22 protein-coding genes, 7 tRNA genes and 1 pseudogene are annotated in these 24,614 nt (G+C 74.0%); 19 read left to right on the forward strand and 11 right to left on the reverse strand.

Annotation, left to right across the window (positions count from 1 at the left end; translation table 11 throughout):
• The 3 genes from cobT to ACH4OA_RS16465 form a co-directional block, all read left to right on the forward strand.
• A partial coding sequence (gene cobT / locus ACH4OA_RS16455; RefSeq protein ID WP_397969512.1) for a nicotinate-nucleotide--dimethylbenzimidazole phosphoribosyltransferase occupies nt 1-2,782 on the forward strand: 2,782 nt, incomplete at its 5' end.
• A gap of 167 nt (nt 2,783-2,949) precedes the next feature.
• Nucleotides 2,950-4,182: a uroporphyrinogen-III C-methyltransferase gene (gene cobA / locus ACH4OA_RS16460; protein WP_397969596.1), complete on the forward strand. Its 1,233-nt coding sequence runs from the start codon at nt 2,950-2,952 to the stop codon at nt 4,180-4,182.
• A 74-nt stretch (nt 4,183-4,256) separates the two neighbouring features.
• Complete coding sequence (locus tag ACH4OA_RS16465; protein WP_397936938.1) at nt 4,257-5,075, forward strand: TrmH family RNA methyltransferase; 819 nt, start codon at nt 4,257-4,259, stop codon at nt 5,073-5,075.
• A gap of 336 nt (nt 5,076-5,411) precedes the next feature.
• On the opposite strand, the gene ACH4OA_RS16470 is transcribed toward ACH4OA_RS16465, so the two are convergent.
• A complete protein-coding gene (locus tag ACH4OA_RS16470) occupies nt 5,412-6,854 on the reverse strand; it encodes a serine/threonine-protein kinase (RefSeq protein WP_397969513.1) in 1,443 nt (480 codons plus the stop codon).
• A 604-nt stretch (nt 6,855-7,458) separates the two neighbouring features.
• On the opposite strand from ACH4OA_RS16470, the gene ACH4OA_RS16475 reads away from it, so the two are divergent.
• From ACH4OA_RS16475 to ACH4OA_RS16485, 3 genes are all read left to right on the forward strand, one after another.
• On the forward strand, nt 7,459-7,635 hold the full coding sequence (locus ACH4OA_RS16475; RefSeq protein ID WP_365883338.1) for a hypothetical protein: 177 nt from the start codon (nt 7,459-7,461) through the stop codon (nt 7,633-7,635).
• Nucleotides 7,636-8,190: 555 nt separating this feature from the next.
• Nucleotides 8,191-9,147: a phosphotransferase family protein gene (locus ACH4OA_RS16480; RefSeq protein ID WP_397969597.1), complete on the forward strand. Its 957-nt coding sequence runs from the start codon at nt 8,191-8,193 to the stop codon at nt 9,145-9,147.
• A gap of 242 nt (nt 9,148-9,389) precedes the next feature.
• Entirely contained in the window at nt 9,390-9,686 is a 297-nt protein-coding gene (locus tag ACH4OA_RS16485) for a zf-TFIIB domain-containing protein (protein WP_397936934.1), read from the forward strand.
• A 52-nt stretch (nt 9,687-9,738) separates the two neighbouring features.
• Here the strand turns inward: ACH4OA_RS16485 and ACH4OA_RS16490 are convergent.
• From ACH4OA_RS16490 to ACH4OA_RS16510, 5 genes are all read right to left on the reverse strand, one after another.
• A tRNA-Val gene (locus ACH4OA_RS16490) sits at nt 9,739-9,810 on the reverse strand.
• 29 nt (nt 9,811-9,839) lie between these two features.
• Nucleotides 9,840-9,911: transfer RNA gene (locus ACH4OA_RS16495), tRNA-Val, on the reverse strand.
• A 40-nt stretch (nt 9,912-9,951) separates the two neighbouring features.
• Nucleotides 9,952-10,023 (reverse strand) — tRNA-Val (locus tag ACH4OA_RS16500).
• A 1-nt stretch (nt 10,024) separates the two neighbouring features.
• Nucleotides 10,025-10,098, reverse strand: a tRNA-Cys gene (locus ACH4OA_RS16505).
• A 38-nt stretch (nt 10,099-10,136) separates the two neighbouring features.
• A tRNA-Gly gene (locus ACH4OA_RS16510) sits at nt 10,137-10,209 on the reverse strand.
• 178 nt (nt 10,210-10,387) lie between these two features.
• Here ACH4OA_RS16510 and ACH4OA_RS16515 point away from each other — a divergent pair.
• From ACH4OA_RS16515 to ACH4OA_RS16525, 3 genes are all read left to right on the forward strand, one after another.
• Nucleotides 10,388-11,452: a chorismate-binding protein gene (locus tag ACH4OA_RS16515; protein ID WP_397969515.1), complete on the forward strand. Its 1,065-nt coding sequence runs from the start codon at nt 10,388-10,390 to the stop codon at nt 11,450-11,452.
• Entirely contained in the window at nt 11,449-12,270 is an 822-nt protein-coding gene (locus ACH4OA_RS16520; RefSeq protein ID WP_397969517.1) for an aminotransferase class IV, read from the forward strand. Before ACH4OA_RS16515 ends, ACH4OA_RS16520 begins: the two co-directional genes overlap by 4 nt.
• A 173-nt stretch (nt 12,271-12,443) precedes the next feature.
• The gene (locus tag ACH4OA_RS16525; protein ID WP_397936928.1) at nt 12,444-13,268 is read left to right on the forward strand and encodes a GNAT family N-acetyltransferase; all 825 of its coding nucleotides are present in this window, start codon (nt 12,444-12,446) and stop codon (nt 13,266-13,268) included.
• 108 nt (nt 13,269-13,376) lie between these two features.
• Here ACH4OA_RS16525 and ACH4OA_RS16530 read toward each other — a convergent pair whose 3' ends face one another.
• The gene (locus ACH4OA_RS16530) at nt 13,377-13,898 is read right to left on the reverse strand and encodes a DsbA family protein (RefSeq protein ID WP_365884264.1); all 522 of its coding nucleotides are present in this window, start codon (nt 13,896-13,898) and stop codon (nt 13,377-13,379) included.
• Nucleotides 13,899-14,116: 218 nt separating this feature from the next.
• Between ACH4OA_RS16530 and ACH4OA_RS16535 the strand changes: the two genes are divergently transcribed.
• Nucleotides 14,117-14,569 carry a hypothetical protein gene (locus ACH4OA_RS16535; RefSeq protein WP_397969519.1) on the forward strand — a complete coding sequence of 151 codons (453 nt, stop codon included), beginning with the start codon at nt 14,117-14,119 and terminating at the stop codon, nt 14,567-14,569.
• A 133-nt stretch (nt 14,570-14,702) separates the two neighbouring features.
• Nucleotides 14,703-14,876 carry a hypothetical protein gene (locus ACH4OA_RS16540; protein ID WP_397937208.1) on the forward strand — a complete coding sequence of 58 codons (174 nt, stop codon included), beginning with the start codon at nt 14,703-14,705 and terminating at the stop codon, nt 14,874-14,876.
• Nucleotides 14,877-14,986: 110 nt separating this feature from the next.
• Here the strand turns inward: ACH4OA_RS16540 and ACH4OA_RS16545 are convergent, their stop codons facing one another.
• A complete protein-coding gene (locus tag ACH4OA_RS16545) occupies nt 14,987-15,547 on the reverse strand; it encodes a CGNR zinc finger domain-containing protein (RefSeq protein ID WP_365884025.1) in 561 nt (186 codons plus the stop codon).
• A 341-nt stretch (nt 15,548-15,888) separates the two neighbouring features.
• Nucleotides 15,889-16,302: an SsgA family sporulation/cell division regulator gene (locus ACH4OA_RS16550; protein ID WP_004002642.1), complete on the reverse strand. Its 414-nt coding sequence runs from the start codon at nt 16,300-16,302 to the stop codon at nt 15,889-15,891.
• 191 nt (nt 16,303-16,493) lie between these two features.
• On the opposite strand from ACH4OA_RS16550, the gene ACH4OA_RS16555 reads away from it, so the two are divergent.
• Nucleotides 16,494-16,964, forward strand: a complete 471-nt coding sequence (locus ACH4OA_RS16555) for a TIGR02611 family protein (protein ID WP_397936923.1) — start codon at nt 16,494-16,496, stop codon at nt 16,962-16,964.
• Nucleotides 16,965-17,048: 84 nt separating this feature from the next.
• Nucleotides 17,049-17,120, forward strand: a tRNA-Val gene (locus ACH4OA_RS16560).
• A 100-nt stretch (nt 17,121-17,220) separates the two neighbouring features.
• Here the strand turns inward: ACH4OA_RS16560 and ACH4OA_RS16565 are convergent.
• Nucleotides 17,221-18,126, reverse strand: coding sequence for an NADP-dependent oxidoreductase (locus tag ACH4OA_RS16565; RefSeq protein ID WP_397936921.1), 906 nt, complete (start codon nt 18,124-18,126; stop codon nt 17,221-17,223).
• Between the two features lie 120 nt (nt 18,127-18,246).
• Here ACH4OA_RS16565 and ACH4OA_RS16570 point away from each other — a divergent pair, with 120 nt between their 5' ends.
• The 3 genes from ACH4OA_RS16570 to ACH4OA_RS16580 all read left to right on the forward strand — a co-directional run bounded on the left by ACH4OA_RS16570 (nt 18,247) and on the right by ACH4OA_RS16580 (nt 19,862).
• Nucleotides 18,247-18,771, forward strand: a complete 525-nt coding sequence (locus ACH4OA_RS16570) for a MarR family winged helix-turn-helix transcriptional regulator (RefSeq protein WP_397969521.1) — start codon at nt 18,247-18,249, stop codon at nt 18,769-18,771.
• Nucleotides 18,772-19,304: 533 nt separating this feature from the next.
• Nucleotides 19,305-19,751, forward strand: a complete 447-nt coding sequence (locus ACH4OA_RS16575) for an SRPBCC family protein (RefSeq protein ID WP_397936917.1) — start codon at nt 19,305-19,307, stop codon at nt 19,749-19,751.
• Nucleotides 19,752-19,790: 39 nt separating this feature from the next.
• Nucleotides 19,791-19,862, forward strand: a tRNA-Val gene (locus ACH4OA_RS16580).
• Between the two features lie 66 nt (nt 19,863-19,928).
• On the opposite strand, the gene ACH4OA_RS16585 is transcribed toward ACH4OA_RS16580, so the two are convergent.
• Entirely contained in the window at nt 19,929-20,654 is a 726-nt protein-coding gene (locus ACH4OA_RS16585; RefSeq protein ID WP_397936915.1) for a 3'-5' exonuclease, read from the reverse strand.
• A 125-nt stretch (nt 20,655-20,779) separates the two neighbouring features.
• On the opposite strand from ACH4OA_RS16585, the gene ACH4OA_RS16590 reads away from it, so the two are divergent.
• The 3 genes and pseudogenes from ACH4OA_RS16590 to thrS all read left to right on the forward strand — a co-directional run bounded on the left by ACH4OA_RS16590 (nt 20,780) and on the right by thrS (nt 24,539).
• Nucleotides 20,780-21,247, forward strand: a complete 468-nt coding sequence (locus ACH4OA_RS16590) for a DUF4365 domain-containing protein (RefSeq protein ID WP_397969523.1) — start codon at nt 20,780-20,782, stop codon at nt 21,245-21,247.
• A pseudogene (locus ACH4OA_RS16595) lies at nt 21,244-22,450 on the forward strand (hypothetical protein). The gene ACH4OA_RS16590 and the pseudogene ACH4OA_RS16595 overlap by 4 nt, the downstream one beginning before the upstream one ends.
• 112 nt (nt 22,451-22,562) lie before the next feature.
• Nucleotides 22,563-24,539 (forward strand): threonine--tRNA ligase, encoded by a 1,977-nt coding sequence (gene thrS, locus ACH4OA_RS16600; protein ID WP_365881826.1) that lies wholly within the window; start codon nt 22,563-22,565, stop codon nt 24,537-24,539.
• Nucleotides 24,540-24,614 lie beyond the last annotated feature (75 nt).

A 24,614-nucleotide genomic window follows, 5' to 3' on the forward strand; every position in this document is an offset into this window, starting at 1 on the left:
CGCGGCCCTGCCCGCTGACGTGGTCGCCCCCCAGGACGCGGCCCTGCCCGCAGAGGCGGTCACCCCTCAGGACGCAGCGCCCTCCGCCGAGGCGGTGGCCGCCCAGGACGCGGCCCTGCCCGCTGACGTGGTCGCCGCCCAGGACGCGGCCCTGCCCGCAGAGGCGGCCGCCCCTCAGGACGCAGCGCCCTCCGCCGAGGCGGTCGCCGCCCAGGACGCGGCCCTGCCCGCCGAGGCGGTCGCCCTCCCGGATGCAGCGCCCTCCGCCGAGACGGCCGTCCTCCCGGACGCGGCCCCGTCCGCCGACGCCGGCGCCCTCCCGGACGCGGCCCAGCAGACCGCCGCCGCCCCTGAGGCCGACGCCGCCCTCGCGGCCACCGAGCCCGTCACGGCCGGGGAACCCGAAGCGGCAGCCCTCCCGGCGCAGCCGGCCCCGGACGCCCCCGTGGCCGCCGAGGTCCCGGAGTCCGCCGCCCCCGCTGCCGAGGCGGAACACCCTGCCGTACCCGATGCCCTCCAGGTGAGCGAGCCGGTCGCCGCCCCGGCCCCGCAGCTCGCCGAAGGCGCCCCGTACGCCGCCGAGTCCGCCGTACCGCAGCCGCAGCCGACGGACACCGCCGTACCGCAGCCCCACCCCCAGGGACAGAGCGCCGCCGAGCCGCAGCCCCACCCCCAGGCGCAGGACACCCCCGTACCCCCGCACCCGGAACACCCGGGCGTGCCGGGGGAGGGCCTGGTGTCCGCCGCCCCGCACCCGGAGGCCGCTCCGCACCCGGAGGCCGCTCCGCACCCGGAGGCCGCTCCGCACCCGGAGCCCGCCCCGCCGCACCCGCTCGTCCTGCCCGCGCAGAACCCCCCGGCACCCCAGGGGCCCCAGGGACAGTCCGAGCCGGTGGCCACCGTGCCCGCGCCCCGTGAGGGCGAGCCGGCCGGCGTACCGGGCACCGAGCCGGACCCCGACGTCGTACCGCACCCGGCGGACCTGGAGACCAGGGCCGCCGGCCAGGAAGAGAGCACGGCCGCAGTGGCGGAAGCACGACAGTCCACCGGCCCGGCCGCGCCCGGCTACGCCGACGCCGAACGCGAGGCCGTCCTGAAGGTGATGCGCGAACGCCGCGACATCCGCAACGGCTTCCGCGGCGACCCCATCCCGCACGAGGTGCTGCTCCGGGTCCTGGAGGCCGCGCACACCGCGCCCTCCGTCGGCCACTCGCAGCCCTGGGACTTCGTCGTCATCCGGTCCGCCGAGACCCGGCGGACGATGCACGAACTGGCGACGCGTCAGCGCGAGGCCTACGCCAAGTCGCTGCCGAAGGGCCGGGCGAAGCAGTTCAAGGAACTGAAGATCGAGGCCATCCTCGACACCCCGGTCAACATCGTCGTCACCGCCGACCCCACCCGCGGCGGCCGGCACACGCTCGGCCGTCACACCCAGCCGCAGATGGCGCCCTACTCCTCGGCGCTCGCGGTGGAGAACCTCTGGCTCGCCGCCCGCGCCGAAGGCCTCGGCGTCGGCTGGGTCAGCTTCTTCGACGAGCGGGAGATGGTCCGCGCGCTCGGCCTGCCCGAGCATCTGGAGGTCGTCGCCTACCTGTGTGTCGGGTACGTCGACGAGTTCCCGGACGAGCCGGAGCTGATGCAGGCCGGCTGGTCCAAGCGACGCCCCCTGTCCTGGGTGGTGCACGAGGAGACGTACGGCCGCCGCGCCCTGCCCGGAGAGGAACCCCACGACCTGCTCGCCGAGACCGTCGCACAGATCCGCCCGCTCGACGCCAAGGCGCTCGGCGAGGCATGGGAGCGCCAGAAGCGCATGACCAAGCCGGCCGGCGCGCTCGGCATGCTGGAGATCATCTCCGCGCAGTTGTCGGGGCTGTCCCGGCAGTGCCCGCCGCCGATCCCGGAACCCGCCGCCGTCGCCATCTTCGCGGGCGACCACGGCGTACACGCCCAGGGCGTCACTCCCTGGCCGCAGGAGGTCACCGCCCAGATGGTGGCCAACTTCCTCGGCGGAGGAGCCGTCTGCAACGCCTTCGCCGCCCAGGTCGGCGCCGAGGTGTGCGTCGTGGACGTGGGCGTCGCCGCCGACCTGCCCGCCACGCCGGGTCTGCTGCCGCGCAAGATCCGCGGTGGCACGTCCGACATGACCGCCGGTCCCGCGATGACCCGCGAGGAGGTCAAGGCGGCCATCGAGGTGGGCATCGAGACCGCCCGCGACCTCGTGGCGGCCGGCAACAAGGCGCTGCTCACCGGTGAGATGGGCATCGCCAACACCACCGCGTCCGCCGCGCTGATCTCCGTCTACACCGGCGCCGATCCGGCCGAGGTGACCGGCCGCGGCACCGGCATCAACGACGAGACGCTGGCCCGTAAGACCGAGGTGGTCCGGCGCGCGCTGGAACTGCACCAGCCGGACCCGGCCGACCCGGTCGGCGTCCTCGCGGCCGTCGGCGGCTTCGAGCACGCGGCCCTGGTCGGCCTGCTGCTCGGCGGCGCGTCCCTGCGTACGCCGGTGATCCTGGACGGCGTCAGCGCCGGCGCCGCCGCCCTCGTCGCCCGCGCGATCGCCCCCGAGGTCCTCGCGGCCTGCATCGCCGGCCACCGCAGCGCCGAGCCGGGCCACGTCGCGGCGCTGAACAAGCTGGGCCTGCGCCCGCTGGTCGACCTGGACCTGCGGCTCGGGGAGGGCACGGGCGCGCTGCTCGCCCTGCCGCTGGTGCAGAGCACGGCCCGGGCGATGCACGAGGTGGCGACGTTCGACGCGGCAGGGGTCACCGAGAAGTAGCCGGGCGCCCCCGGGAAGCGGCCGTCGCGGCCCGGGGCGGGCGGTCCGGTGTTCAGCTGCCGGACCACCCGTGCCGGCTGCCGCGTACACGGCATAAAATCCGCACGTCAGGGCCGCTCCAAAGGTGCGGCGTGCCCGTCTCACCGCTGCACGAGGAGCCGTACCTCATGGCCGAACACCCCGCCTACCCCGTAGGTCTCCGCCTCGCCGGCCGCCGCGTGGTCGTCCTCGGCGGCGGGCAGGTCGCCCAGCGCCGCCTCCCGGCGCTCATCGCGGCCGGTGCGGACATCGTCCTCGTCTCCCCGCACGCGACGCCCTCGGTCGAGGCCATGGCGGACGCCGGCGAACTCGCCTGGGTGCGGCGCGGCTACCAGGACGGCGACCTCGCCGACGCCTGGTACGCCCTCATCGCCACCAGCGACCCCGACGCCAACACCCGGGCCTCCGCCGAGGCGGAGCGGCACCGCGTCTGGTGCGTCCGCTCCGACGACGCCGACCAGGCGACGGCCTGGACCCCGGCGACCGGCCACAGCGAGGGTGTCACCGTCGCCGTGCTGACCACGCACGCGCGGGGCCGCGACCCCCGGCACACCGCCGCCATCCGGGACGCCGTGGTGGAGGGCCTGCGCGACGGCACCCTCGTCGCCCCGCACCACCGCACCCGCACGGCGGGCGTGGCGCTGGTCGGCGGCGGCCCCGGCGACCCCGACCTGATCACGGTCCGCGGCCGGCGGCTGCTCGCCGGGGCGGACGTCGTCATCGCCGACCGGCTGGGCCCGCGCGATCTGCTCGCCGAGCTGCCGCCGCACGTCGACGTGATCGACGCGGCCAAGATCCCCTACGGCCGCTACATGGCCCAGGAGGCCATCAACAACGCGCTCATCGAGCACGCCAAGCAGGGCAAGGCGGTGGTCCGGCTCAAGGGCGGCGATCCGTACGTCTTCGGGCGGGGCATGGAGGAGGTCCAGGCACTCGCCGAGGCGGGCATCCCCTGCACGGTGGTCCCGGGCATCTCCAGCTCCATCTCGGTGCCGGGGGCGGCCGGCATTCCGGTCACGCACCGGGGCGTCGCCCATGAGTTCACCGTGGTCAGCGGCCATGTCGCGCCCGACGACGAGCGCTCCCTGGTCGACTGGCCCGCGCTGGCCCGGCTCACCGGCACCCTGGTGATCCTGATGGGCGTCGACAAGATCGGGAAGATCGCCGAGACGCTCATCGCGCACGGCAAGGCGCCGACGACGCCGGTGGCCCTGGTCCAGGAGGGCACGACGGCCGCCCAGCGCCGCGTGGACGCCACCCTGGCCACGGTCGCCGGGACGGTGACGGCCGAGGACGTCAGGCCCCCGGCGGTCATCGTCGTCGGCGAGGTCGTGCGGGTCGGCCCCGAGCCCGTCGCCTGAGCACTCCCCACCGGGGGTGAGACCACCCCTGACCAGCCGTTGGCAGCCCCTACAGAGCAAGGCAGTATCACCCCGTGGCCGATCTCATCACCGTCGACGACCCCGACGACCCGCGCCTGGCCGACTACACGGACCTGACCGACGTCGAGCTGCGCCGCAGGCGGGAGCCCGCCGAGGGCCTGTTCATCGCCGAGGGCGAGAAGGTCATCCGCAGGGCCAGGGAAGCGGGCTACGAGATGCGGTCGATGCTGCTCTCGGCCAAGTGGGTCGACGCCATGCGCGACGTCATCGACGAACTCCCGGCCCCGGTGTACGCCGTGAGCCCGGACCTCGCCGAACGGGTCACCGGCTACCACGTGCACCGCGGCGCCCTCGCGTCCATGCGGCGCAAACCGCTGCCGGCGGCCGCCGGACTCCTCGGCTCCGCCCGCCGGGTGGTGATCATGGAGTCGGTGAACGACCACACCAACATCGGCGCCATCTTCCGCTCGGCGGCGGCCCTCGGCATGGACGCCGTGCTGCTGTCGCCGGACTGCGCCGACCCGCTGTACCGGCGGAGCGTCAAGGTCTCCATGGGCGCGGTGTTCTCCGTGCCGTACGCCCGTCTGGAGACCTGGCCGAAGGGCCTGGAGGCGGTCCGCGAGGCCGGCTTCACCCTGCTCGCCCTCACCCCGGACGAGCAGGCCGTCCCCCTGGACGAGGCCGCCCCGCACCGGATGGACCGGGTGGCGCTCATGCTCGGCGCGGAGGGCGACGGGCTCACCCGGCAGGCCCTGGCCGCCGCCGACCGGTGGGTCCGCATCCCGATGTCCCACGGCGTCGACTCCCTCAACGTGGGCGCGGCGGCGGCGGTGGCGTTCTACGCGGTGACGACGGGCCGCCCGGAAGCGTGACGCGACGGCCCGGCTGACCAGGAGCATGGCCCGGTGGCCCGGCAGCGTGACCCGACGGCCGGCTGACCAGGAGCATGGCCTGGCGGCCCGGGACCGGCCGGGCAGGAGGCGGGTCGCCAGGCGTTGCGTCCCGGCCTGGCCGCCTTTTCGCGCGGGCCCCGGTGCGTGTGGCCCGGCACCGGCCCGGGACTCTGCCGCCTGGCTCCGGTGTTCCGTTCGGTTCCCGGTCGCGGCTCGGGGCCAGCACCCTTTCGCCCGGCGTGAGGTCCGCGCGGGCCCTGGTGCGCGTGGCCCGGCACCTGCCGGAGACCCTGACGCCTGGCTCCGGTGTCCCCTTCAGTTCCCGGTGTCGCGGCTCGGTGCGGGCACCTTTCCGTCCGGCACGAGTGCCTCGGCGCCCGTCGACGCGGGGCCGGACTGGGCGTACCGCTGCCGCGGGACGCCGCCGCCGTCGCCGCCGAGTCCGCGCGCCGGACCCTGGCAGCCCTGGGCCAGCGCGATACCGAGCGCCACCAGCAGCGTCACCACCACGAACACGAACAGCCGCTGCCGTAGCAGCCGGGGATTGGCGGGCCGCCGCCCGGTGCCCGCCGGCCGCCGCCCGGGCCGGGCTCCACCGCCACGCGGAGCGGACCGGCCGCCGCCGGGCCGCTGGCCGCCGCGCGGCGCCGGCGTATTGCGTGCCGTACCCGGCCGGCCGGCGGCACCGCCGCGCGCCCCGTTGCCGCCGCGTGCGGACATCCCGCCGCGGGACGGCACGTCAGCGCGCGCGGACATCCCGTTCCTGGACGGCGCGCCGCCCCGCGCCGGGGTGCCGCCCCGCGGCAGCGGCGTACCGGGCGAGGCGCGCCGCTGGGTGCGCTGCGGCTCGGGGTAGGTGTCGACGAGCCGCCCGGTGGGCCGGTCGGCCTCGGCGGCACGCGGCGCGGGCGGCCGTACGTCGGTCAGGCCCTGCGCCTCCCGGGCGGCGATCTCCTTCAGCCGCAGCGAGAGCTGGAGCGTGCTGGGCCGCTCCTCGGGGTCCTTCGCCAGACAGGCCCGGAGCAGCGGGGCCAGCGCGTCCGGCACGCCGGCGAGTTGGGGCTCCTCGTGCACCACCCGGTACAGCATCACCTCGGAACTGCCCTGTCCGAAGGGGGAGTCACCGGTCGAGGCGTACGCCAGGGTCGCGCCCAGCGAGAACACGTCGGTGGCCGGCGTGACCGTCGCGCCGCGCACCTGCTCCGGGGCGAGGAAGCCGGGGGAGCCGACGGCGGTGCCCACATGGGTGAGCGTGGAGGCGCCGGTGGCCCAGGCGATGCCGAAGTCGATGATCCGCGGCCCCTTGGGGGACAGCAGGATGTTGGAGGGCTTCAGGTCCCGGTGGACGACACCGGCCTCGTGCACGGCGACCAGCCCCTCGGACAGGGCCGCGCCGATCGCCGCGGTGTCCGCGGCGCCGAGGGCGCCCTCCCCGGCGACCTTGTCGTGCAGGGAGGGGCCGGGCACGTACTGGGTGGCGAACCAGGGCCGCTCGGCCTCCAGATCGGCGGCGACCAGACGGGCCGTGCAGCCGCCTCGGATGCGCCGGGCCGCGGACACCTCGCGCGCGAACCGCGACCGGAACTCCTGGTCCTCGGCCAGATCGGGCCGGATGACCTTGAGCGCCACCCGCTGGCCCTTCTTGTCGGAGCCGAGGTAGACCACGCCCATCCCGCCCGCGCCGAGCCGTCGGTGAAGCCTGAACGAGCCGACGACGCGCGGGTCCTCGCGCCTCAGGCGCATCATCGCCATGTTCATCCCCGCTGCCCGGTCCCTGTGACGTGGCACAGCTTACGTTTCCCCGGCCGCCCGCGCGCAGAGGCCGCGCCCTCCGGGCCGGACGGATTGTGCGGGCCGTCCGGGTGAGGTGAAACGAAGTCAGCAGGACGGCTCTTACGGCGACTTTGAGCCGAACGACCTGTCAACCACCCGATACGGCAAGGAGGTTGGGCTCGCGCGGGGACGCGGTGCGCGGGGCGGTGCGCCGGCCGGCCGGCGGACGCCGACCGACCGCGGACGGGACCGGGCGCCGGATCCCGGCGGGCCCCCGCCACCCCTTCCGGCAGCGGCCCGAGTGAGGGAAGTCACTCCTTCCGGTGGGCGGGATGCTTCCGAAATGACCGGACAGAGCGGGCGGCCTCTCAGGGAAGACCCCGAGAGCCGGGTCCGTGTCTCCACCCAGGGGAGTACTCCGCAGGTCGGGGCTCCTCCTCGGGGAGGCCCGGCAAGCGGTACGAGGGCATGACGTGCCCCGTGCGCGGCGGCCCTAGATTTGAGGACAAGCGGCGGGTGCGGTACTCGTCCCCCGAGGTTCGAACACTCGCCGCTGCCGATGACAACCGAAACGGTCAGGAGAGGGACCATGGCCCAGACGGCACCGCGACGTACCGCGTTCGCCCACCGCCGCACGGGCCGTCGCCATCCACTGGTGGCGACGCTCATGGCCCTTCCCCTGGCGGCCCTGCTCCTGCTGGTCTTCGACGGCTGGGAGACGGTGGCCACACAGGCGTCGTCCGTGGGTGCGATGCTGGGGCGCTGAGCGGCGACCCCAGGCCCGGAAGAGCGGTCCGGGCGGGGACATCCAACCATGAAACCCCGTGGGGACGGGGGTACGGCGGACGGCACGAATGCCGGCGCAGCTGGGGAGCTGCGCCGGCATGAGCCGTTTCCCGCCATAACGAAGACGGCACGGGCGCGACCGTCGCCCACGCTCACGCCGCCCCTGGGTGCCGCCGGGGTGGGACGGGCGGCACCTCGCGCACACGGATGAGCGTCCCCGCCCGCCACCGGCCCCAGTACTCTCGGCCGAACAGCCCACCCGCACGAGGCAGCCTTGACCGCAGACACAGCCGCAGCCACGCATACCGGCACGAGCACCGGCGCGGACACCGACCCCCACCCCACCGCTCCCGCCCTCCCCGCGCAGGCCGAAGCCAGGGTCGTCCGGCCCGCCGGCACCGTCGCCGTCGCCAAGTCCCACGCTCCGGACACCGACCCCGCGGAGGCCGGAGCCACCGGCGCCAAGCCCCACGCCCCGGACACCGACCCCGCCGGCCCGCACCCCGCTGCCCCGCGACCCACCGCTCCCGCCCTCATACCCGCGCTCGCCGCGGCGGCCGAGGCCGCCGCCCACCCCGGCGACTCCGCCGCCCCCTGCTCGTGCCGCAGCGGCCTCCTCGCCGACCGCCCCGACGCCACCGTCGTCCGGCACGCCGGCGCCGTCGCCAAGGCCCACGCCCCGGACACCGACCCCGCCGGGCTCGCCCTCCGTATCGCCACGGCCGCCCGCCTCCCCGGCGTACTGCTGCCCCCGCTCGCCCCCGGCCCGGCCCCGCTGCACGACCGGCTCGTCACCCTCTGGCCGTACGGCGCTCCCGTGGACCCGGACGACCCGGACGCGGCCCCCTGGGAGGCCGCCGGCACCCTCCTGGCCCGGCTGCACCGCGCCCCCGTCCCCGCCGGGCTCCCCCTGATGCGCGGCCCCGCCAAGGCCGCCCGCGCCCTCGACCGGCTCCACGCGGCCCTGCGCACCGCCCCGCCGGACGCGCCGGCCCGTTCCGCCGCCCGCCCCGTCCTGGCCGCCTGGTCCGCCCTGCCCGCCTGGGCCCGGGCGGCGGCCCCGATGCCCGGCCCGGCGGCCCTCTGCCACGGCGACCTGCATCTGGGCCAGCTCGTCCGGCACCCGGCCCCGGACGGACCGTGGCGGCTGATCGACGTGGACGACCTGGGCGCCGGCGTGCCGGCCTGGGACCTCGCCCGGCCCGCCGCCTGGTACGCCTGCGGACTCCTCCCGCCCGCCGAGTGGACCCGTTTCCTGACCGCCTACCGGCAGGCCGGCGGCCCGGCCGTGCCCGCGGACGGCGACCCGTGGGCCGCCCTGGACGTCCCGGCCCGCGCGCTCACCGTGCAGACGGCCGCTCTGGCCACCGGCAAGGCGCTCGCCGCCGGCCGCCCGCTGGACGAGGTGGAGCAGGCCGTGGCCGACGCCTGCGCGCGCATGCCGTCCGCCCCCGCTCACCCTGCCCAATCCGTGCCCGGCATCCCGGGCTAGGGCCTCTCGTTTGGATCATGCCGGGCTCGCGGGCCCTGGTGCCGCACCTCGCGGCGTTGTCGTCGGTTGCCATGGCTCCGCCATGGCGCCCTCCTCCGCCTTGCGATGCACGGCACCAGACCCCGCTCCCTGATCCGGCCTGATCCAAACGAAAGACCCTAAGCTGCAACCGCCCGGGGCCGGACGGAGTCTGTCCTGGGGAAACACCAAGCAGGACCGACCGGCGAGGAGTTGAGCCGACCATGCAGTGTCCGAAGTGCCATGCGCCGATGCACACCTACAACCGCAACGGCGTCCAGATCGAGCAGTGCAGCGGCTGCCGCGGCATCTTCCTCGACTACGGCGAGCTGGAGGCGCTGACCCGGCTGGAGTCCCAGTGGTCGCAGCCCGCCCCGCCCCCGCCGCCCGCCCCGCAGGCGTATCCCGCCGCCCCGCCCGCGCCCGCCTGGGGCGCCCCGCACGGCGGTCACCACGGCGACCACGGTCACTACGGCCACCAGCGCCACAAGAGCTTCGGCCGCATGCTGTTCTCCAGCTGAGGACACGCGAAAGCCCCCGGCCGTACGAGACGGCCGGGGGCTTCCTGCGGTGTGGACGATACTGGGATTGAACCAGTGACCTCTTCCGTGTCAGGGAAGCGCTCTCCCGCTGAGCTAATCGTCCGCGGACCGTGACCCAGGGGTCACAGGCGGTGCGCGATACTGGGATTGAACCAGTGACCTCTTCCGTGTCAGGGAAGCGCTCTCCCGCTGAGCTAATCGCGCGGGTGGGACCTTCGAGAAGATCCGGGATCCGGGGATCCAGTGGACGATACTGGGATTGAACCAGTGACCTCTTCCGTGTCAGGGAAGCGCTCTCCCGCTGAGCTAATCGTCCTTGGAGGTGGAGACGGGATTTGAACCCGTGTAGACGGCTTTGCAGGCCGTTGCCTCGCCTCTCGGCCACTCCACCAGGAGTGTAGGGGATCGGGACGACCCCTTCTTCCTGCGAGCGGACGACGAGGTTCGAACTCGCGACCTCAACCTTGGCAAGGTTGCGCTCTACCAACTGAGCTACGTCCGCCTGTCGTTTCGGTCCGCTTCCGCGTCCCGGCGACGTGTTGAACTCTAGCGGATTCCCGGGCCAGCACAAAAACGCGTTTGCGCAGCGTGCTGCGGTGCGCCCCGCGTACCCGGTGGTCAGGGGCCCCTGCGGGACATCCCGGGGCCCCCGGACGGGCACCCGGCCTAGACTCGACCCCGTGCTCCCTCACCCCTCCGGACTCCCTCCTCTCGCCCGTTTCGGCGACCGTGTCGCCACCGGACTGCTCGACGTCACGAGCGACCCGGCCGCCCTGGACTCCACCGGTTTCTGGGCCGTGTGCGCGGACTTCGAGGGCGGGCTGACCTGCGCCCGCTTCGCGGACGTGCGCGAGGAGCCGGTGCCGGCGCCGGTGCCCGGCCGGTGGCGGGGCCCGGAGCGGGGGCAGTGGTCCTCCTCGCTGGACCGCGCCGCGTACACGGCGGCGGTCCGCCGCATCCGGGAGCACATCGCGGCCGGCGAGGTCTACCAGGTCAACCTCTGCCGGGTCCTCGGCGCGCCCGTCGCCCCCGACGCCGACGTGGACGCCCTGGCCGCCGTGCTGGCCCGCGGCAACCCGGCGCCGTACGCCGGAACCGTCCGGCTGCCCGGCCACGGCGTGGAGATCGCCACCGCCTCGCCCGAGCTGTTCCTGCGCCGGCGCGGCCGTACGGTCGAGTCGGGGCCGATCAAGGGCACCGGGCGCACCGAGGCGGACCTCACGGAGAAGGACCACGCCGAGAACGTGATGATCGTCGACCTGGTCCGCAACGACATCGGACGGGTCTGCGTTCCCGGCAGCGTCGGCGTCCCCGACCTGTGCGCCGTGGAGAAGCACCCGGGGCTCGTCCACCTCGTCTCCACCGTCCGCGGCGAACTGCGCGGGACCGCCGGCTGGCCGGAGCTGCTGGCCGCGGCCTTCCCGCCCGGCTCGGTCAGCGGCGCCCCCAAGCAGAGCGCCCTGAGCATCATCGCGGCGCTGGAGACGGCACCGCGCGGCCCGTACTGCGGCGGCATCGGCTGGGTGGACGCCGACCGGGGCACCGCCGAGCTGGCCGTCGGCATACGCACCTTCTGGATCGACCGCGCCGAGGGCGTCCTGCGCTTCGGCACCGGGGCCGGCATCACCTGGGGATCCGACCCGGAGGGGGAGTGGCGGGAGACCGAGCTGAAGGCGTCCCGGCTGCTCGCGGTGGCGTCGGGGACGTACACGGAGACCGACGACACCGAGGAGACCCGCGCATGAGGATCTGGCTGGACGGCGCCCTGCGCGAGGCGGACTCCGCCCGGGTCTCCGTCCTCGACCACGGCCTGACGGTCGGCGACGGCGTCTTCGAGACCGTGAAGGTGGTCGCAGGCCAGCCCTTCGCGCTCACCCGGCACCTCGACCGGCTGACCCGCTCGGCCCGCGTCCTCGGCCTGCCCGACCCCGACCACGACGAGGTCCGCCGCGCCTGTACGGCCGTACTGGAGGCCGGTCCCATGCCGCTGGGACGGCTGCGGATCACCTGCACCGGCGGCCACGGCCCGCTCGGCACCGGCCGCGGCCCGCACGGTCCGACCCTGGTCGTCACCGCCGCCGAGACCACCCGCCGTCCCGGCTCCACCGCGGCGGTCACCGTCCCCTGGACCCGTAACGAACGCGGCGCCCTCGCCGGCGTCAAGAGCACCTCGTACGCCGAGAACCTCGTCGCCCTGGACCACGCCCGCCGGCTCGGCGCCTCCGAGGCGCTGCTCGGCAACACGGTCGGGCAGCTCTGCGAGGGCACCATGTCGAACGTCTTCGTCGTCCTGGACGGCGAGATCCACACCCCGCCCGTCTCCTCCGGCTGCCTGCCCGGCGTCACCCGCGCCCTGGTCGTCGAGTGGACGGGCGCCAAGGAGACCGATCTGCCGCTGGACGTCCTCGGACGCGCCGACGAGATCTTCCTCACCTCGAGCCTGCGGGACGTGCAGGCGCTGCACCGGATCGACGGACGCGAACTGCCCGGCGCCCCGGGCCCGGTGACCGCCGAGGCCATGCGGATCTTCGACGAGCGCTCCGGCCGGGACCTGGACCCCTGACCCGGACACCGGACCGACGGCGGCGGCCCGCCGCGGACCACGGGCCGGGCCGTCGGCCCGCCGTCGCGCACGTACGTCGGGCCGACGACAGCGGGCCGCCGTTGCGCCCGCGGCCGCGAACGGTGGCGAAAACCGGCTGACTCGGCCGGTCGGCGCGGGTAGAACACCTGTTGATGACCACGACCCTGCGGCCGGCCGAGCCGCTCCAGCAGAACCCCGACGGAACCCGCTCCCGGCGCTTCACGGTGTGCGTGAACAGCCGCCCCGTCGGCGAACTCCACCTCGGCACCTCGCCCGCCCTCGGCGACTCGGTGGCCCGCGTCATCGACCTGCGGATCGCCGGGCCCGACCGGCGGCGCGGCCGGGGCACCGTGGCCGCGCTCGCCGCGGAGGAGGTGGCCCGCGGCTGGGGCTGCGGGCAGATGGAGGCCCTGGTGCCCGCCACCGCGGACGCGGCGCTGCGCCTGTTCGGCGCCCTCGGCTACACCCCGCGCAACCGCGGCATGGAGAAACAGCTCGGCGGCACCGCGCCCGAGCTGCCCGCGGGCAGTCACGCACGGCCCATGACCGGGGCCGAGTTCGGCGCGTGGCAGGAGGCGGAGGCCGAGCGGTTCGCGCGGACCTGGATGGAGCGGGGCGTCCCGGAGGCCGTGGCCCGCGCCAAGTCCCGCGACGACCACGCGCGGCTGCTGCCGGACGGGCTCACGACCGACGGCATGGTCTTCACCGTGCTGGAGCACGCGGGCAGCCGGGTGGGCACCCTGTGGGTGGCCCTCCAGGACACCAAGGCGTACGTGTTCGACGTGGCGACCGAGGAGGCGCACCGCGGCCGGGGGCACGGCCGTACGCTCATGCTGCTGGCGGAACGCCAGGCGATCGGGGCCGGCCACCCGGTGCTCGGCCTCAACGTCTTCGCGGGCAACACCCCGGCCGAGCGCCTGTACGCGTCACTCGGTTATGAGACCGTCACCCACTCCTTGAGCAAGCCCTTGCTCTAGGAGGTCTCGTCCTGGTCGGCCGGGCGCGGCGCCCCCGGTCCCCCGGCCGGTGGCCGCCGCTTCAGTCCGTCCCCCGGCCGGTGGCCGCCGCTTCCGTCCGTCGGCCGCTCAGGCCGGGTCGGCCAGCAGCCGGTCCGCGATCTCCTCGATACGCGCGCGCAGACCCTCCTGGCTCTTGCCGCCGTCCAGCCGCTCGCCGCCGATGACGTACGTCGGCGTGCCGGTCACACCGATCGCCTTGCCCTCGGCCTGGTCGGCGTCCACGATCAGGATGTGCCGGCCGTCGATCAGCGCGGTGTCGAACTCCTCGGCGTCCAGGCCGAGTTCGCCCGCAACCTCGACCAGGAAGGGTTCTCCCCGGCGGTCCAGCTCCGCCACCCGCTCCAGCACGGCCTCCACATACGGCCAGCCCTTGCCCTGCTCCAGCGCCTCCTCGGCGGCCTGCGCGGCGGCGAAGGCGTGCCGGTGCTTCTCCAGCGGGAAGTGCCGCAGCCGCAGCTCCAGCCGGTCGCCGTAGCGGGCGCGCAGGGCGCGTACGTCGTCCAGGGCGGTGCGGCAGTCGGGGCACTGCAGTTCGCACCACACGTCGAGGACGACGGCAGCGGTGCGTGCGGGGGAGGAGTCGCTCATGCCCACCAGTCTCCCAGGCCGGACGCGGACGGCCCAACCTGGCCTCGGCGGGCGCACGCCGTCCCGCGCCGGCACCGTCCCGGGACCGGCCCTCCCCTTAGGACCGTCCCGTAGGAGAGGACCCGGAGATGCCCCTGATGTCCGGCTGGACCATGGCCACGCGGGGACCCGGCGGTGCACGATGGAAGCGATCGAACCCAGCCAGCCGGGAGGACCGGATGATTGCCGAGACAGTCTGCTCCGCCGTGTCGGCGGCGGGCCTGGGAATCGCGGTGGTCACGGCCTACCGCAGACGCTTCCTGGCGGCCGCCCGCGTCGCGGCCTACGCGCTGGTGCCGATCGGCCTGGTGATGACCGGTGTCGTCGGCTGGCTCACCCGCACCGCGCTGAGCCCCACCGCCTGGGTCGGCCTCGGCGTGCTGGGCGCGGCCTGGCTGCTGTTGGCCGGCACGCGCGCCGTGGAGCGCCGCCGCGGCGGCCGTGCCGGGCGCGCGGCGGCCGGCACGGCGGACCGGGACCCGGTGGCGCCCGCGGCACCGGCACCGCCCCTGGGCGGCGCGGCCCGGACCGCGGCACGCCCGACCGCGCCCCGGTCCGCCGCGCCCCGGACCGGGGACTCCGCGGACGACTTCAGCGACATCGAGGCCATCCTCAAGAAGCACGGCATATGACAGTCACATAACTGGCTGAAGTGACACAGTGGGTCACGCGGGTGGCCGGAATCGTTCACCAGCCGAACGAGACCTCGCGGTATCGGCGCACTCCCGCACGATCCATGGGCGCCGATCGCGGGCGGGGTGTCCGGTGCGTCATGATCTGCGCGAGATGCTGGACACGTCACAGAGCGAGGCCCCGCCACAGGAGGACGAGCCTCGCGGGTGCCTCTACGCCCTTTCCCAGCCACCGCTGATGATCTTCCTTGCGGTGATCGGGTGTCTGCTGCTCATGGCTGCGCTGCACGACCTGCTGCTGCTGTGAGCCGTACACGTCCGTCCCGGCGCCACCCGCCGGGACCGACGTCGCACCGGGCAGCGGTCGCGCCCTTCTCCGGTCCGGCCCGGTGGCCTCCGGCCCGCCCCGCCCCCTCCTCAGCCCGCCGCCTCCTTGCGCCGGGCGCGGTAGGCGGCGACATGCAGCCGGTTGCCGCAGGTGCGGCTGTCGCAGTAGCGGCGCGAGCGGTTGCGGGAGAGGTCCACGAAGGCGCGCCGGCAGTCCGGTGCCTCGCAGCGCCGCAGCCGTTCCCGCTCGCCGGCCACCACGAAGAAGGCGAGCGCCATCCCGCAGTCGGCGGCGAGGTGATCGGCCACGGAGGCGCCCGGCGCGAAGTAGTGCACATGCCAGTCGTAGCCGTCGTGGTCCGTCAGCCGGGGGGTGGTGCCCGCGGCGGCGACCAGTTCGTTGATCATCAAGGCCGCCGACCGGGCGTCGGGGGCCGCGAAGACCGCCGCGAACCGGCCCCGGACCCTGCGCACCGCCGAGAGATCGAACTCGGACAGCACGCCGACGTCGCTCATTTTGTGGTTCCGCACGAAATCCGCGAGCGCCGGGACATCGGGCAGGCCGTCCGCCGCCGCGTCGTCCTCGGGCGCGGTGTTCACCAGATCCACCATGGTGTCGAGGGCGCACCGGGTGTCGTGGGTGATCAGCACGTTTCGCTCCCTGGCGTGGAGGTCGGGCGGGCGCCCGCCGATGCTGGCCGATCGTAGCGACAACCGCGCCGACCGCACCCGTCCTTGCCCGACCCCGGTCGCCGGGAGAACGCCTCGGCGGGGTGACCGGGTTCCCGGCGGCCCGTCCAGCCGTCCGGGCCCGACGCGGTCCGTGGACGCACGGTGGCCGCGCGGGCGCGCACCGCGACCGGCACCCCGCAGCCCGACGCCGCCCCGTGAGCGCTCACGGAGACGGCGTCGGTCCCATGCCGTATGCGGTTGTCTCGGCCCGCGCCGTCTCCCCGAGTGGACGGCGTCGGGCTGCTCCGAAGGGCCGCGGCCTAGCTCTCCGCAAGGATGTGCGACAGCTCCTGATCCAGGTCGAAGTGCCGGTGTTCCGTGCCGGGCGGCACGGCGGCGTCGGTTCGCTTCAGGAAGGACTCCAGGGCTCGCGCCGGAGCCTCCAGCAGGGCCTCCCCCTCCGGGGAGCTGAGGGCGATGCACACGACGCCCTGGCCATGACTGCGCGATGGCCAGACGCGGACGTCGCCGGTGCCGGTGGGCCGGTGCAGGCCCTCGGCGAGGAGGTCGCGGGCGAACACCCACTCGACGGTCTCCTCGGCTCCGGTGTGGAAGGTGGCGTGCACGGCGTAGGGGTCGGCCGTGTCGTACCGCAGGCCTGCGGGGACAGGCAGGGAGGACTCGCTCGACACAACGAGGCGCAGGTGCAGCTCGCAGCTGACCGTGGTGTTCATAAGCGCCAGGGCCTTTCGCTCAGTGTGCGCTCGGGGATTCGCACGTCGGCGAAATCGACATGCCACCTACGGTGCCGTTGTAAACCCCTCTGAGGGTTTTGCGTGGGTTTACGTAACTCTTCCGGCCGAGAACTCGTACCGGATCTGCGGCCATTCCGGTGACTGGATTCACTCGGGTAGGGTTTGTCTGTATGAATACGGGGAGTGACGAACCGGGCGAGGTCGCCGTGATGGCAGACGAAGCGGGGACGGACCGGCCGGAGGCCGGCCAGGAGAGCGGGGACGGAAGCGGGCTCGGCTCGCGGGCGCCGGAGTTCGTCAGGTCCCGCCGGCTGCTGCATCTGAGCTGGCAGGTCGGCATCTTCGTGATCGGCCTGGCGGTGGTCGTGGCGGGCATCGTCATGCTCCCGCTGCCCGGCCCCGGCTGGGTGGTGATCTTCGGCGGCATGGCGATCTGGGCGACCGAGTTCGTCTGGGCCCAGCTCGTGCTCCGCTGGACCAAGCGCAAGGTCACCGAGGCGGCCCAGCGGGCCCTCGACCCCAAGGTGCGGCGCCGCAACATCACCCTGACCGTGCTCGGCCTGGTGATCATCGGGGTGCTCGCCGGGATCTACCTGTGGAAGTTCGGCCTCGTCATGCCGTGGAAGATCAAGGACCAGTGACAGGCCGGCGGGGCCCGGCGGCACCCGCCGCCCGGCCCCGGTCGGAAGCACCCTCTGACATGCGGTAATGTTCTTCCTGCGCCCGGGCGATTAGCTCAGTGGGAGAGCGCTTCGTTCACACCGAAGAGGTCACTGGTTCGAACCCAGTATCGCCCACCCGGACCGACGGCCCACCTGCGACCAGCAGGTGGGCCGTCGGCGTTCGTGCAGTCGTCACAGGGTGAAGCCGACCGCTGGCGCCTGTCGCCGTCAGCCGTCAGAGGGTGATGACGAGCTTTCCCTGGGTGTGGCCGCGTTCGGCCTCCCGGTGCGCCTCGGTGATCTCGTCCAGCGGGTACGTCGCGGCGAGGTGGGGGGTGAACCTGCCCCGGCTGCCCAGGGCGGCACCTTCCGCGAGCACCGCGGCATCGTTCTCCGCGTACAGGTGCCGTACTCCGAGATCGCCCGCCCGAGCCGCGTCGGCGACCGTCACGACGCGGTCCGCGTGGCCGGCGATGGCGACCAGGTCGGCGAGCGAGCCGGAGGCGGCCAAGTCGAGCACGGCGTCCACTCCCGCGGGGGCGAGTGCGTGGACCCGGTCGGCCAGTCCCTGGCCGTACGTCGTGGGCAGAGCTCCCAGGGTGCGCAGATAGGCGTGCTTGCCCGCGCTCGACGTGCCTATGACGGTGGCGCCGCGGGCCGCCGCCATCGCGACGGCGGCGCTGCCCACACCGCCGGCGGCCCCTTCGATCAGCAACGTGCGGCCGGACAGGTCGCCGAGCGCGTTGAGCGCCCGGCCGGCGGTGGCGACCGCCAGTCCGGCCCCGGCGGCCTGTTCCAGGGTCCACGGTTCCGGCACCGGGGCCCAGGCGCTCAGCACGGCGTACTGCGCGGTCGCGCCGAACAGGCCGCCGAGACCGAACACCCGGTCACCCGCAGTGACACCCGTGACGCCCTCGCCGACCTCGTCCACCACACCGGCGGCGTCGCGACCTGGGATCGCCGGGAAGTCGACCGGGAAGTGGGCGCGGGACGCCCCCGAGCGCAGCTTCCAGTCGACGGGGTTGACGCTGGCCGCGGCGACCTGGATACGGATCTCGCCGGGACCGGCGTGAGGCTCCGGGATGTCCTCGATGACGATCACGTCGGCGGAGCCGTAGTCGTGGTAGCGGGCAGCATGCATGGAAGACTCCTCGGGCAGCGGTTGCTTGCTTCGGAAAGTAATCTAGTAGCCCCATGCTTTCCGTAGCAAATAACGTACAGTCACTTTCCGGGGAAAGTGACACATGCTACGATCAGGCGTGTGGAAGCGGAATACGAGCTCGCCCCGGCCGAGGCGGAAGCGTGGGACTCGCTGCTGTCGGTGCTCCTCTGGCTTCCGGCAGCCCTGGACGGGCGGCTCAGGCAGCAAGGCCTCAGTCATCACGAGTTCCTGATCCTTTGGTGTCTGACGCGGCATCGGGACCGCGCCCACACCATGAGTTCGCTCGCGGAGCTGTCCCGGGTCACCCCGTCGCATCTGTCCCGCATCGCGTCCCGGCTGGAGAGGCAGGGCTGGCTCGTGCGCCGGCAGGACCCCTCGGACGCCCGCGTCACGATCGCGTCACTGACCGAGGCGGGATCACTGAAGTACGCGGAGTCGGCTCCCGGCTACTACGCGACCTTGCGCGAACACCTCTTCGGCCGGCTCACCGAGGAACAGGCCGGGCAGCTCGGCGGGATCGCCGCGCGTATCGCCCGGTCCCTCGATCCCCGCGCTGACAGGCGCGGTGCCGAGCCGGAATCTTCAGGCGGGTCGGCCGCGGAGCCGGGGAAGGGTGCCGCGTAGGCGGAGTCCGGCGAGGCGGCTGCGTCACGTTCCGGCTCGCCGCGACGCCCAGGTGCGGTGGCCACCGTGGCTCCGGAAGCGGGACGGTGACGGTCCGTTACTCGTGGTGGGATGCCGAGGCGAGGGCCGAGGGAATCCACCGGAGCGCCACGTCCCTCGCGAAGAAATACCTGAAGACCGGGGGGGAAGACGGACTTCCGGACGTACCAGTCCTTCCGGGGGAAATTCCCGACACGGGCGGCGGGCGGAAATCCACCGGACGTTTTCCAAAGCCCCGTCACATTCCTGCGGAAGTGCGACAAGCGAGGAATTCTCCTCGATCTCAAGCCGCAGGTGCAGGCCGGACATCTGAGGCCGGATCACTTCCGTGCGGGCCGCGACCGCGTGCCGGCCCGGGGCAGTGGGGGAGCGCCGTCGCACGGGCGGCGGCGCTCGTCCTCCCAGCGTGCGGGCGGCCACGGCCCGGCGCATGAGTACCCGTACTCAGATCCACGCCCCCGTTGCCACCCGCCCACCCCGGGCAGACTCACCCCATGGACTGGAACCACTACCGTTTCCGCAGCCTGTGGCCCCTGCCCGCACCGCCCGCCGACGTGTACACGGCACTGGAGCGGCCCGAGGACTACCCCCGCTGGTGGCCCCAGGTGCGGTCGGTGACCCTGCTCGGCGAGGACACCGGAGTGATCACCATCCGGTCGGCGCTGCCGTACGGCCTCACCTCCACCCTGCGGGCGGCCCGCCGCGACCCGGCCGCCGGCGTCCTGGAGGTCACCCTCAGCGGAGACATCGACGGCTGGGCCCGCTGGTCGGTGACCGGCGACGGCACCGGCTCGCTGGTCCGCTACGAGCAGGAGGTCACCGTGCGCAAGGCGCTGCTCAGGCGGCTCGCCGTACCCGGACGGCCGCTGTTCCGCCTCAATCACCGCCTGATGATGCGGTCCGGGCGGCGCGGGCTGCGGCGGCACCTGGCCGCGGTTTGAACGAAGGGCGCCCGGGCCTGTATGGTTCAGTGCGTTCCCGGGCGATTAGCTCAGTGGGAGAGCGCTTCGTTCACACCGAAGAGGTCACTGGTTCGAACCCAGTATCGCCCACCGGGAAAGGCCGGTCCGCAGCAGCGGACCGGCCTTTTTGCCGTCGCCCTTGCCGTCGTCCGCCGCTCACGCCGCCGCCGGCACCTCCGGGCGCAGCGGCCAGTCGGTGCACACCGTCTCCGCCGAGCCGCTGCGCGCGAACCACGCCTGGAGCCCCCGCGCCTGCGCCGCGTGCCAGTCCGCCTGGAGCGCGTGCAGCTCGGCGGGAGACAGCCGCTCCAGCCGGGCGGCGAAACGGTGCCCCAGGGCCCGGACGACCTCCAGCGCGGCCAGCGCGTCCGCCGCCGCGTCGTGCGCGTCCTGGAGCGTCACGCCGTAGTGCCCGCACAGGTCGGTCAGCGTGCGGCGGCCCTTGCGGTACCGGTCGAGCTGCTTGTCCAGCACCCGCGGGTCCAGCACCAGCAGCGGCACCGAGGGAAACCACCGCTCCAGCGGAGACGCCCGGTGCCGGCGCAACTCCCGGTCCAGCAGTGTCAGGTCGAACGGCGCGTTCATCACCACCAGCGGGCGGCCCAGCGTCGCGTGCTCCGCCAGCTGCTCGGCTATCTCGTACATCACCGGCGCCGGCCAGCGCCCGTGGTGCTGCAGGTGCTCCTCCGTCAGCCCGTGCACCGCCGTCGCCGCCTCCGGCACCGGCACCCCCGGGTTCACCAGCCAGCGCGACACCCGGGGCCGGGTCCCCGGCGCGTCCTGGACGACGACGGCGGCCGAAACGATCCGGTCGGCCTCGACGTCCACGCCCGTCGTCTCCGTGTCGAAGGCGGCCAGCGGCCCCTCGTACCAGGTCGTCATCGCAACCCCAACTCCTCGCTCACCCATGGCGGGTGACGTTCCGTCTTCCGCCCGTTTGGTGATACCCGGGCCGTTTGCGCCGTACGCCGCGAGGAGACAACAGGTGTACGGGTCCTGGCTGTTCAGTGATCCGTGGCACAACGCACCGGGTTCGAAAGGCTGTTGGTCATGGCCATCGCGCAGCCCGAGCGGGGCGGGCCTGGCACCTCGGCCACAGCGCGCCCGGCCACACCGTGGACGACGAGGTCACCACCAAGGTGCAGCTGAAGGCCACCTACCAGATCGCGCCCCACGCGCCGGGCCGCTTCTTCTCCTTGCCGCTCGACAACGCCCACCTGCGCAAGCTGGCCCGCACGCCCGTCTCGGTGCACAAAATCCTGGTCGTCATGCTCGTGCCGCGCTCCCGGGACGACTGGCTGCGCGCCGGCCACGACCGGCTCGACCTCAGGCACTGCTGCTACTGGACCAACCTCGCCGGCCACCCCGTCACCGGCCGGCACCGGACCACCGTGCGGGTACCGACCTCGCGCATCTTCGACGATCGGGCCCTCTGCGAGATCATGACGCGGGTCGGGGCGGGAGGCAGACCATGAGGAACCGCCCCGACGGCCCGCCGGCCGGACGGATCCCGCCCCGCCCCGACGGCCCGCCCCCGCCCCGGCACCCGCGGCCCGCCGACGTCGATCCCGCCGTGCTCGGCGTCCTGCTGCACCGGCACGGCTGGCAATGGCGCGGCGGCACGCCCGGCCGCTACGGCCGCTGGACCCCGCCCGGCCCGGCCGGCCGCGGCACCAGCCTGCTCGTCCCCGAGGACCGCGCCTTCCCCGACAGCGACGACCTGCTCGGCGAGGCCCTCGGCGCCCTCGCCCGCAGCGGCACCGTCCACGCCCGCGAGGTGCTGCTCGCCCTCGCCGTGCCCAGCGACGAGATCCGCTGGTGGCGCGACACACCCGGCGCGGCCGCCGGCGCCGCCTCCTGGGGCGCCGACGAGCACCTGCGCGGCGCCGCCCGGCAGGCGCTGCTCGCCGCCGCGCTCGCCACCCGGGCGCGGGCCGGCTACCACGGCGCCGCCACCGCCGCGCCGCCACCGCCCTCCTCGACGGCGTCCTGGTCGCTCCCGCCGCCGCGCCCTGGCCGCCTTCGTGCCCGTGCCCGCCGGCCGCGCCCTCACCGTCCGCCTCCACCAGGCCCTCCACGCGGCCCGCGAGGCCGTCGACTACCGGCGGGCCACCGGCCGGATGGACGCCTTCGAGGCCGGCGTCAGCCGGGAGCCGACCGAGGCGCTGGCCGCGCTCGTCCGGGGCATGCAGGGCGCCCGCCTCGCCGTCGCCTGGGCCCCCGGCGCCGGCGTCCCGGACGGCTGCGCGCCCCTCGCCGGCCCCGTCGAGTTCTCGCCCGGCGACCTGCCCGCGCTCCGCGAGGCCGCCGCCCGCTATCTGCGCGCGGAGCCGTCCGTCCCGGTCGGCATCACCGGCGCCGTCGTCCGTATGCGCCGCGGCGGACACGGCGGCGAGGGCACCGTGCGCCTGCGCGTCCTCGCCGGCGCCGAGGTGCCCTACGTCCGCGCCACCCTGGGCGAGGCCGACTACCGCACCGCAGGCCACGCCCACCTCGACGGCCTGCCCGTGCGCGTGCACGGCCGGCTGGAGCGCCGCGGCGGCTTCCGCGGGCTCACCGGCGCCTCGGGCGCCGTCCCCGTCCCGGTGGACGAGGCCGAGCGGGACCGGCTGCTGAAGGCCCTCCAGGAGAACCCCGTGCACCCCGGCCTCTTCGAGGAGGCCGGCGGGGACGGGTGAGGGCCCGGGGACGCAGCGTAACCGTTTCGCGGTCTCAGCCGTCGGGTCGGTACGATCGCCCTGCGCGCGCTCCTGGTATGGCGCCGCACCCCCCTTCAGTCAGGAGAGACCGGTGTCAGACGTCCGTGTGATCATCCAACGCGATTCCGAGCGGGAAGAACGCGTGGTGACGACGGGCACCACGGCCGCCGACCTGTTCGCGGGCCAGCGCTCGGTCATCGCCGCGCGCGTGGGCGGCGAGCTGAAGGACCTCACCTGGGAACTGTCCGACGGCGACGAGGTCGAGGGCGTCGAGATCTCGTCCAAGGACGGCCTGGACATCCTGCGCCACTCCACCGCGCACGTCATGGCGCAGGCCGTGCAGGAGCTGTTCCCCGAGGCCAAGCTGGGCATCGGCCCGCCCGTCAAGGACGGCTTCTACTACGACTTCGACGTCGAGAAGCCGTTCACGCCCGAGGATCTCAAGGCCATCGAGAAGAAGATGCAGGAGATCCAGAAGCGGGGCCAGAAGTTCGCCCGCCGCGTCGTCACCGACGAGCAGGCGCGCACCGAACTGGCCGCCGAGCCGTACAAGCTGGAGCTGATCGGCCTCAAGGGCGCCGCCTCCAGCGACGACGGCGCGGACGTCGAGGTCGGCGCCGGCGAGCTGACGATCTACGACAACCTGGACGCCAAGACCGGCGAGCTGTGCTGGAAGGACCTGTGCCGCGGTCCGCACCTGCCCTCGACCCGGCTCATCCCGGCGTTCAAGCTGATGCGCAACGCCGCCGCCTACTGGCGCGGCAGCGAGAAGAACCCGATGCTCCAGCGCATCTACGGCACCGCCTGGCCGTCCAAGGACGAGCTGAAGGCGCACCTGGACTTCCTCGCCGAGGCCGAGAAGCGCGACCACCGCAAGCTGGGCGCCGAGCTGGACCTCTTCTCGATCCCCGAGCAGATCGGCTCCGGCCTCGCCGTCTTCCACCCCAAGGGCGGCATCGTCCGCCGGGTCATGGAGGACTACTCGCGCCGCCGCCACGAGGCGGAGGGCTACGAGTTCGTCTACACCCCGCACGCCACGAAGGGGAAGCTCTTCGAGACGTCCGGGCACCTGGACTGGTACGCCGACGGCATGTACCCGCCCATGCAGCTCGACGAGGGCGTGGACTACTACCTCAAGCCCATGAACTGCCCGATGCACAACCTGATCTTCGACGCGCGCGGCCGGTCGTACCGCGAACTGCCGCTGCGCCTCTTCGAGTTCGGGACCGTGTACCGGTACGAGAAGTCGGGCGTCGTGCACGGCCTGACCCGGGCGCGGGGCTTCACCCAGGACGACGCGCACATCTACTGCACCCGTGAGCAGATGTCCGAGGAGCTGGACAAGACGCTCACCTTCGTCCTCGGCCTGCTGCGGGACTACGGCCTGACCGACTTCTACCTGGAGCTGTCCACCAAGGACCCGGAGAAGTTCGTCGGCTCCGACGAGGCCTGGGAGGAGGCGACCGAGACCCTGCGCCAGGTCGCCGAGAAGCAGGGCCTGCCCCTCGTCCCGGACCCGGGCGGCGCGGCCTTCTACGGCCCGAAGATCTCCGTCCAGGCCAAGGACGCGATCGGCCGGACCTGGCAGATGTCGACCATCCAGCTCGACTTCAACCTGCCCGAGCGGTTCAACCTGGAGTACACCGGCCCGGACGGCTCCAAGCAGCGCCCGGTCATGATCCACCGCGCGCTGTTCGGCTCCATCGAGCGGTTCTTCGCCGTCCTGCTGGAGCACTACGCGGGCGCCTTCCCGGCGTGGCTGGCCCCGGTCCAGGCGATCGGCATCCCGATCGGCGACGCGCACGTGGAGTACCTGGAGAAGTTCGCGGCCGCGGCCAGGAAGAAGGGCCTGCGCGTCGAGGTGGACTCCTCCTCGGACCGCATGCAGAAGAAGATCAGGAACGCGCAGAAGCAGAAGGTGCCGTTCATGGTCATCGTCGGCGACGAGGACATGTCGAACGGCTCGGTCTCCTTCCGCTACCGCGACGGCTCCCAGGAGAACGGCATCCCGTTCGACGAGGCCATCGCGAAGATCGAGGGGATCGTGGCCGAGAGGACCCAGGTCTGAGCCGCCGCCCGCACCGCGAGGGCCCCCGGGAACACCGTCCCGGGGGCCCTTTGCCGTGCCTTTCCGGTGAGGCCA

Source organism: Streptomyces sp. NPDC017095, from assembly GCF_044332325.1.
Taxonomy (GTDB): Bacteria; Actinomycetota; Actinomycetes; order Streptomycetales; family Streptomycetaceae; genus Streptomyces.

Excerpts from the sequence above, each read along its gene's own strand:
- ACH4OA_RS16535 (WP_397969519.1), top strand. The coding sequence starts at position 14,117 with ATGATTGCCGAGACAGTCTGCTCCGCCGTGTCGGCGGCGGGCCTGGGA.
- ACH4OA_RS16555 (WP_397936923.1), top strand. The coding sequence starts at position 16,494 with ATGAATACGGGGAGTGACGAACCGGGCGAGGTCGCCGTGATGGCAGAC.
- ACH4OA_RS16485 (WP_397936934.1), top strand. The coding sequence starts at position 9,390 with ATGCAGTGTCCGAAGTGCCATGCGCCGATGCACACCTACAACCGCAAC.
- ACH4OA_RS16475 (WP_365883338.1), top strand. The coding sequence starts at position 7,459 with ATGGCCCAGACGGCACCGCGACGTACCGCGTTCGCCCACCGCCGCACG.
- ACH4OA_RS16530 (WP_365884264.1), bottom strand. The coding sequence starts at position 13,898 with ATGAGCGACTCCTCCCCCGCACGCACCGCTGCCGTCGTCCTCGACGTG.
- ACH4OA_RS16565 (WP_397936921.1), bottom strand. The coding sequence starts at position 18,126 with ATGCATGCTGCCCGCTACCACGACTACGGCTCCGCCGACGTGATCGTC.
- ACH4OA_RS16550 (WP_004002642.1), bottom strand. The coding sequence starts at position 16,302 with ATGAACACCACGGTCAGCTGCGAGCTGCACCTGCGCCTCGTTGTGTCG.
- ACH4OA_RS16575 (WP_397936917.1), top strand. The coding sequence starts at position 19,305 with ATGGACTGGAACCACTACCGTTTCCGCAGCCTGTGGCCCCTGCCCGCA.
- ACH4OA_RS16585 (WP_397936915.1), bottom strand. The coding sequence starts at position 20,654 with ATGACGACCTGGTACGAGGGGCCGCTGGCCGCCTTCGACACGGAGACG.
- ACH4OA_RS16520 (WP_397969517.1), top strand. The coding sequence starts at position 11,449 with ATGAGGATCTGGCTGGACGGCGCCCTGCGCGAGGCGGACTCCGCCCGG.
- ACH4OA_RS16470 (WP_397969513.1), bottom strand. The coding sequence starts at position 6,854 with ATGAACATGGCGATGATGCGCCTGAGGCGCGAGGACCCGCGCGTCGTC.
- cobA (WP_397969596.1), top strand. The coding sequence starts at position 2,950 with ATGGCCGAACACCCCGCCTACCCCGTAGGTCTCCGCCTCGCCGGCCGC.
- ACH4OA_RS16525 (WP_397936928.1), top strand. The coding sequence starts at position 12,444 with ATGACCACGACCCTGCGGCCGGCCGAGCCGCTCCAGCAGAACCCCGAC.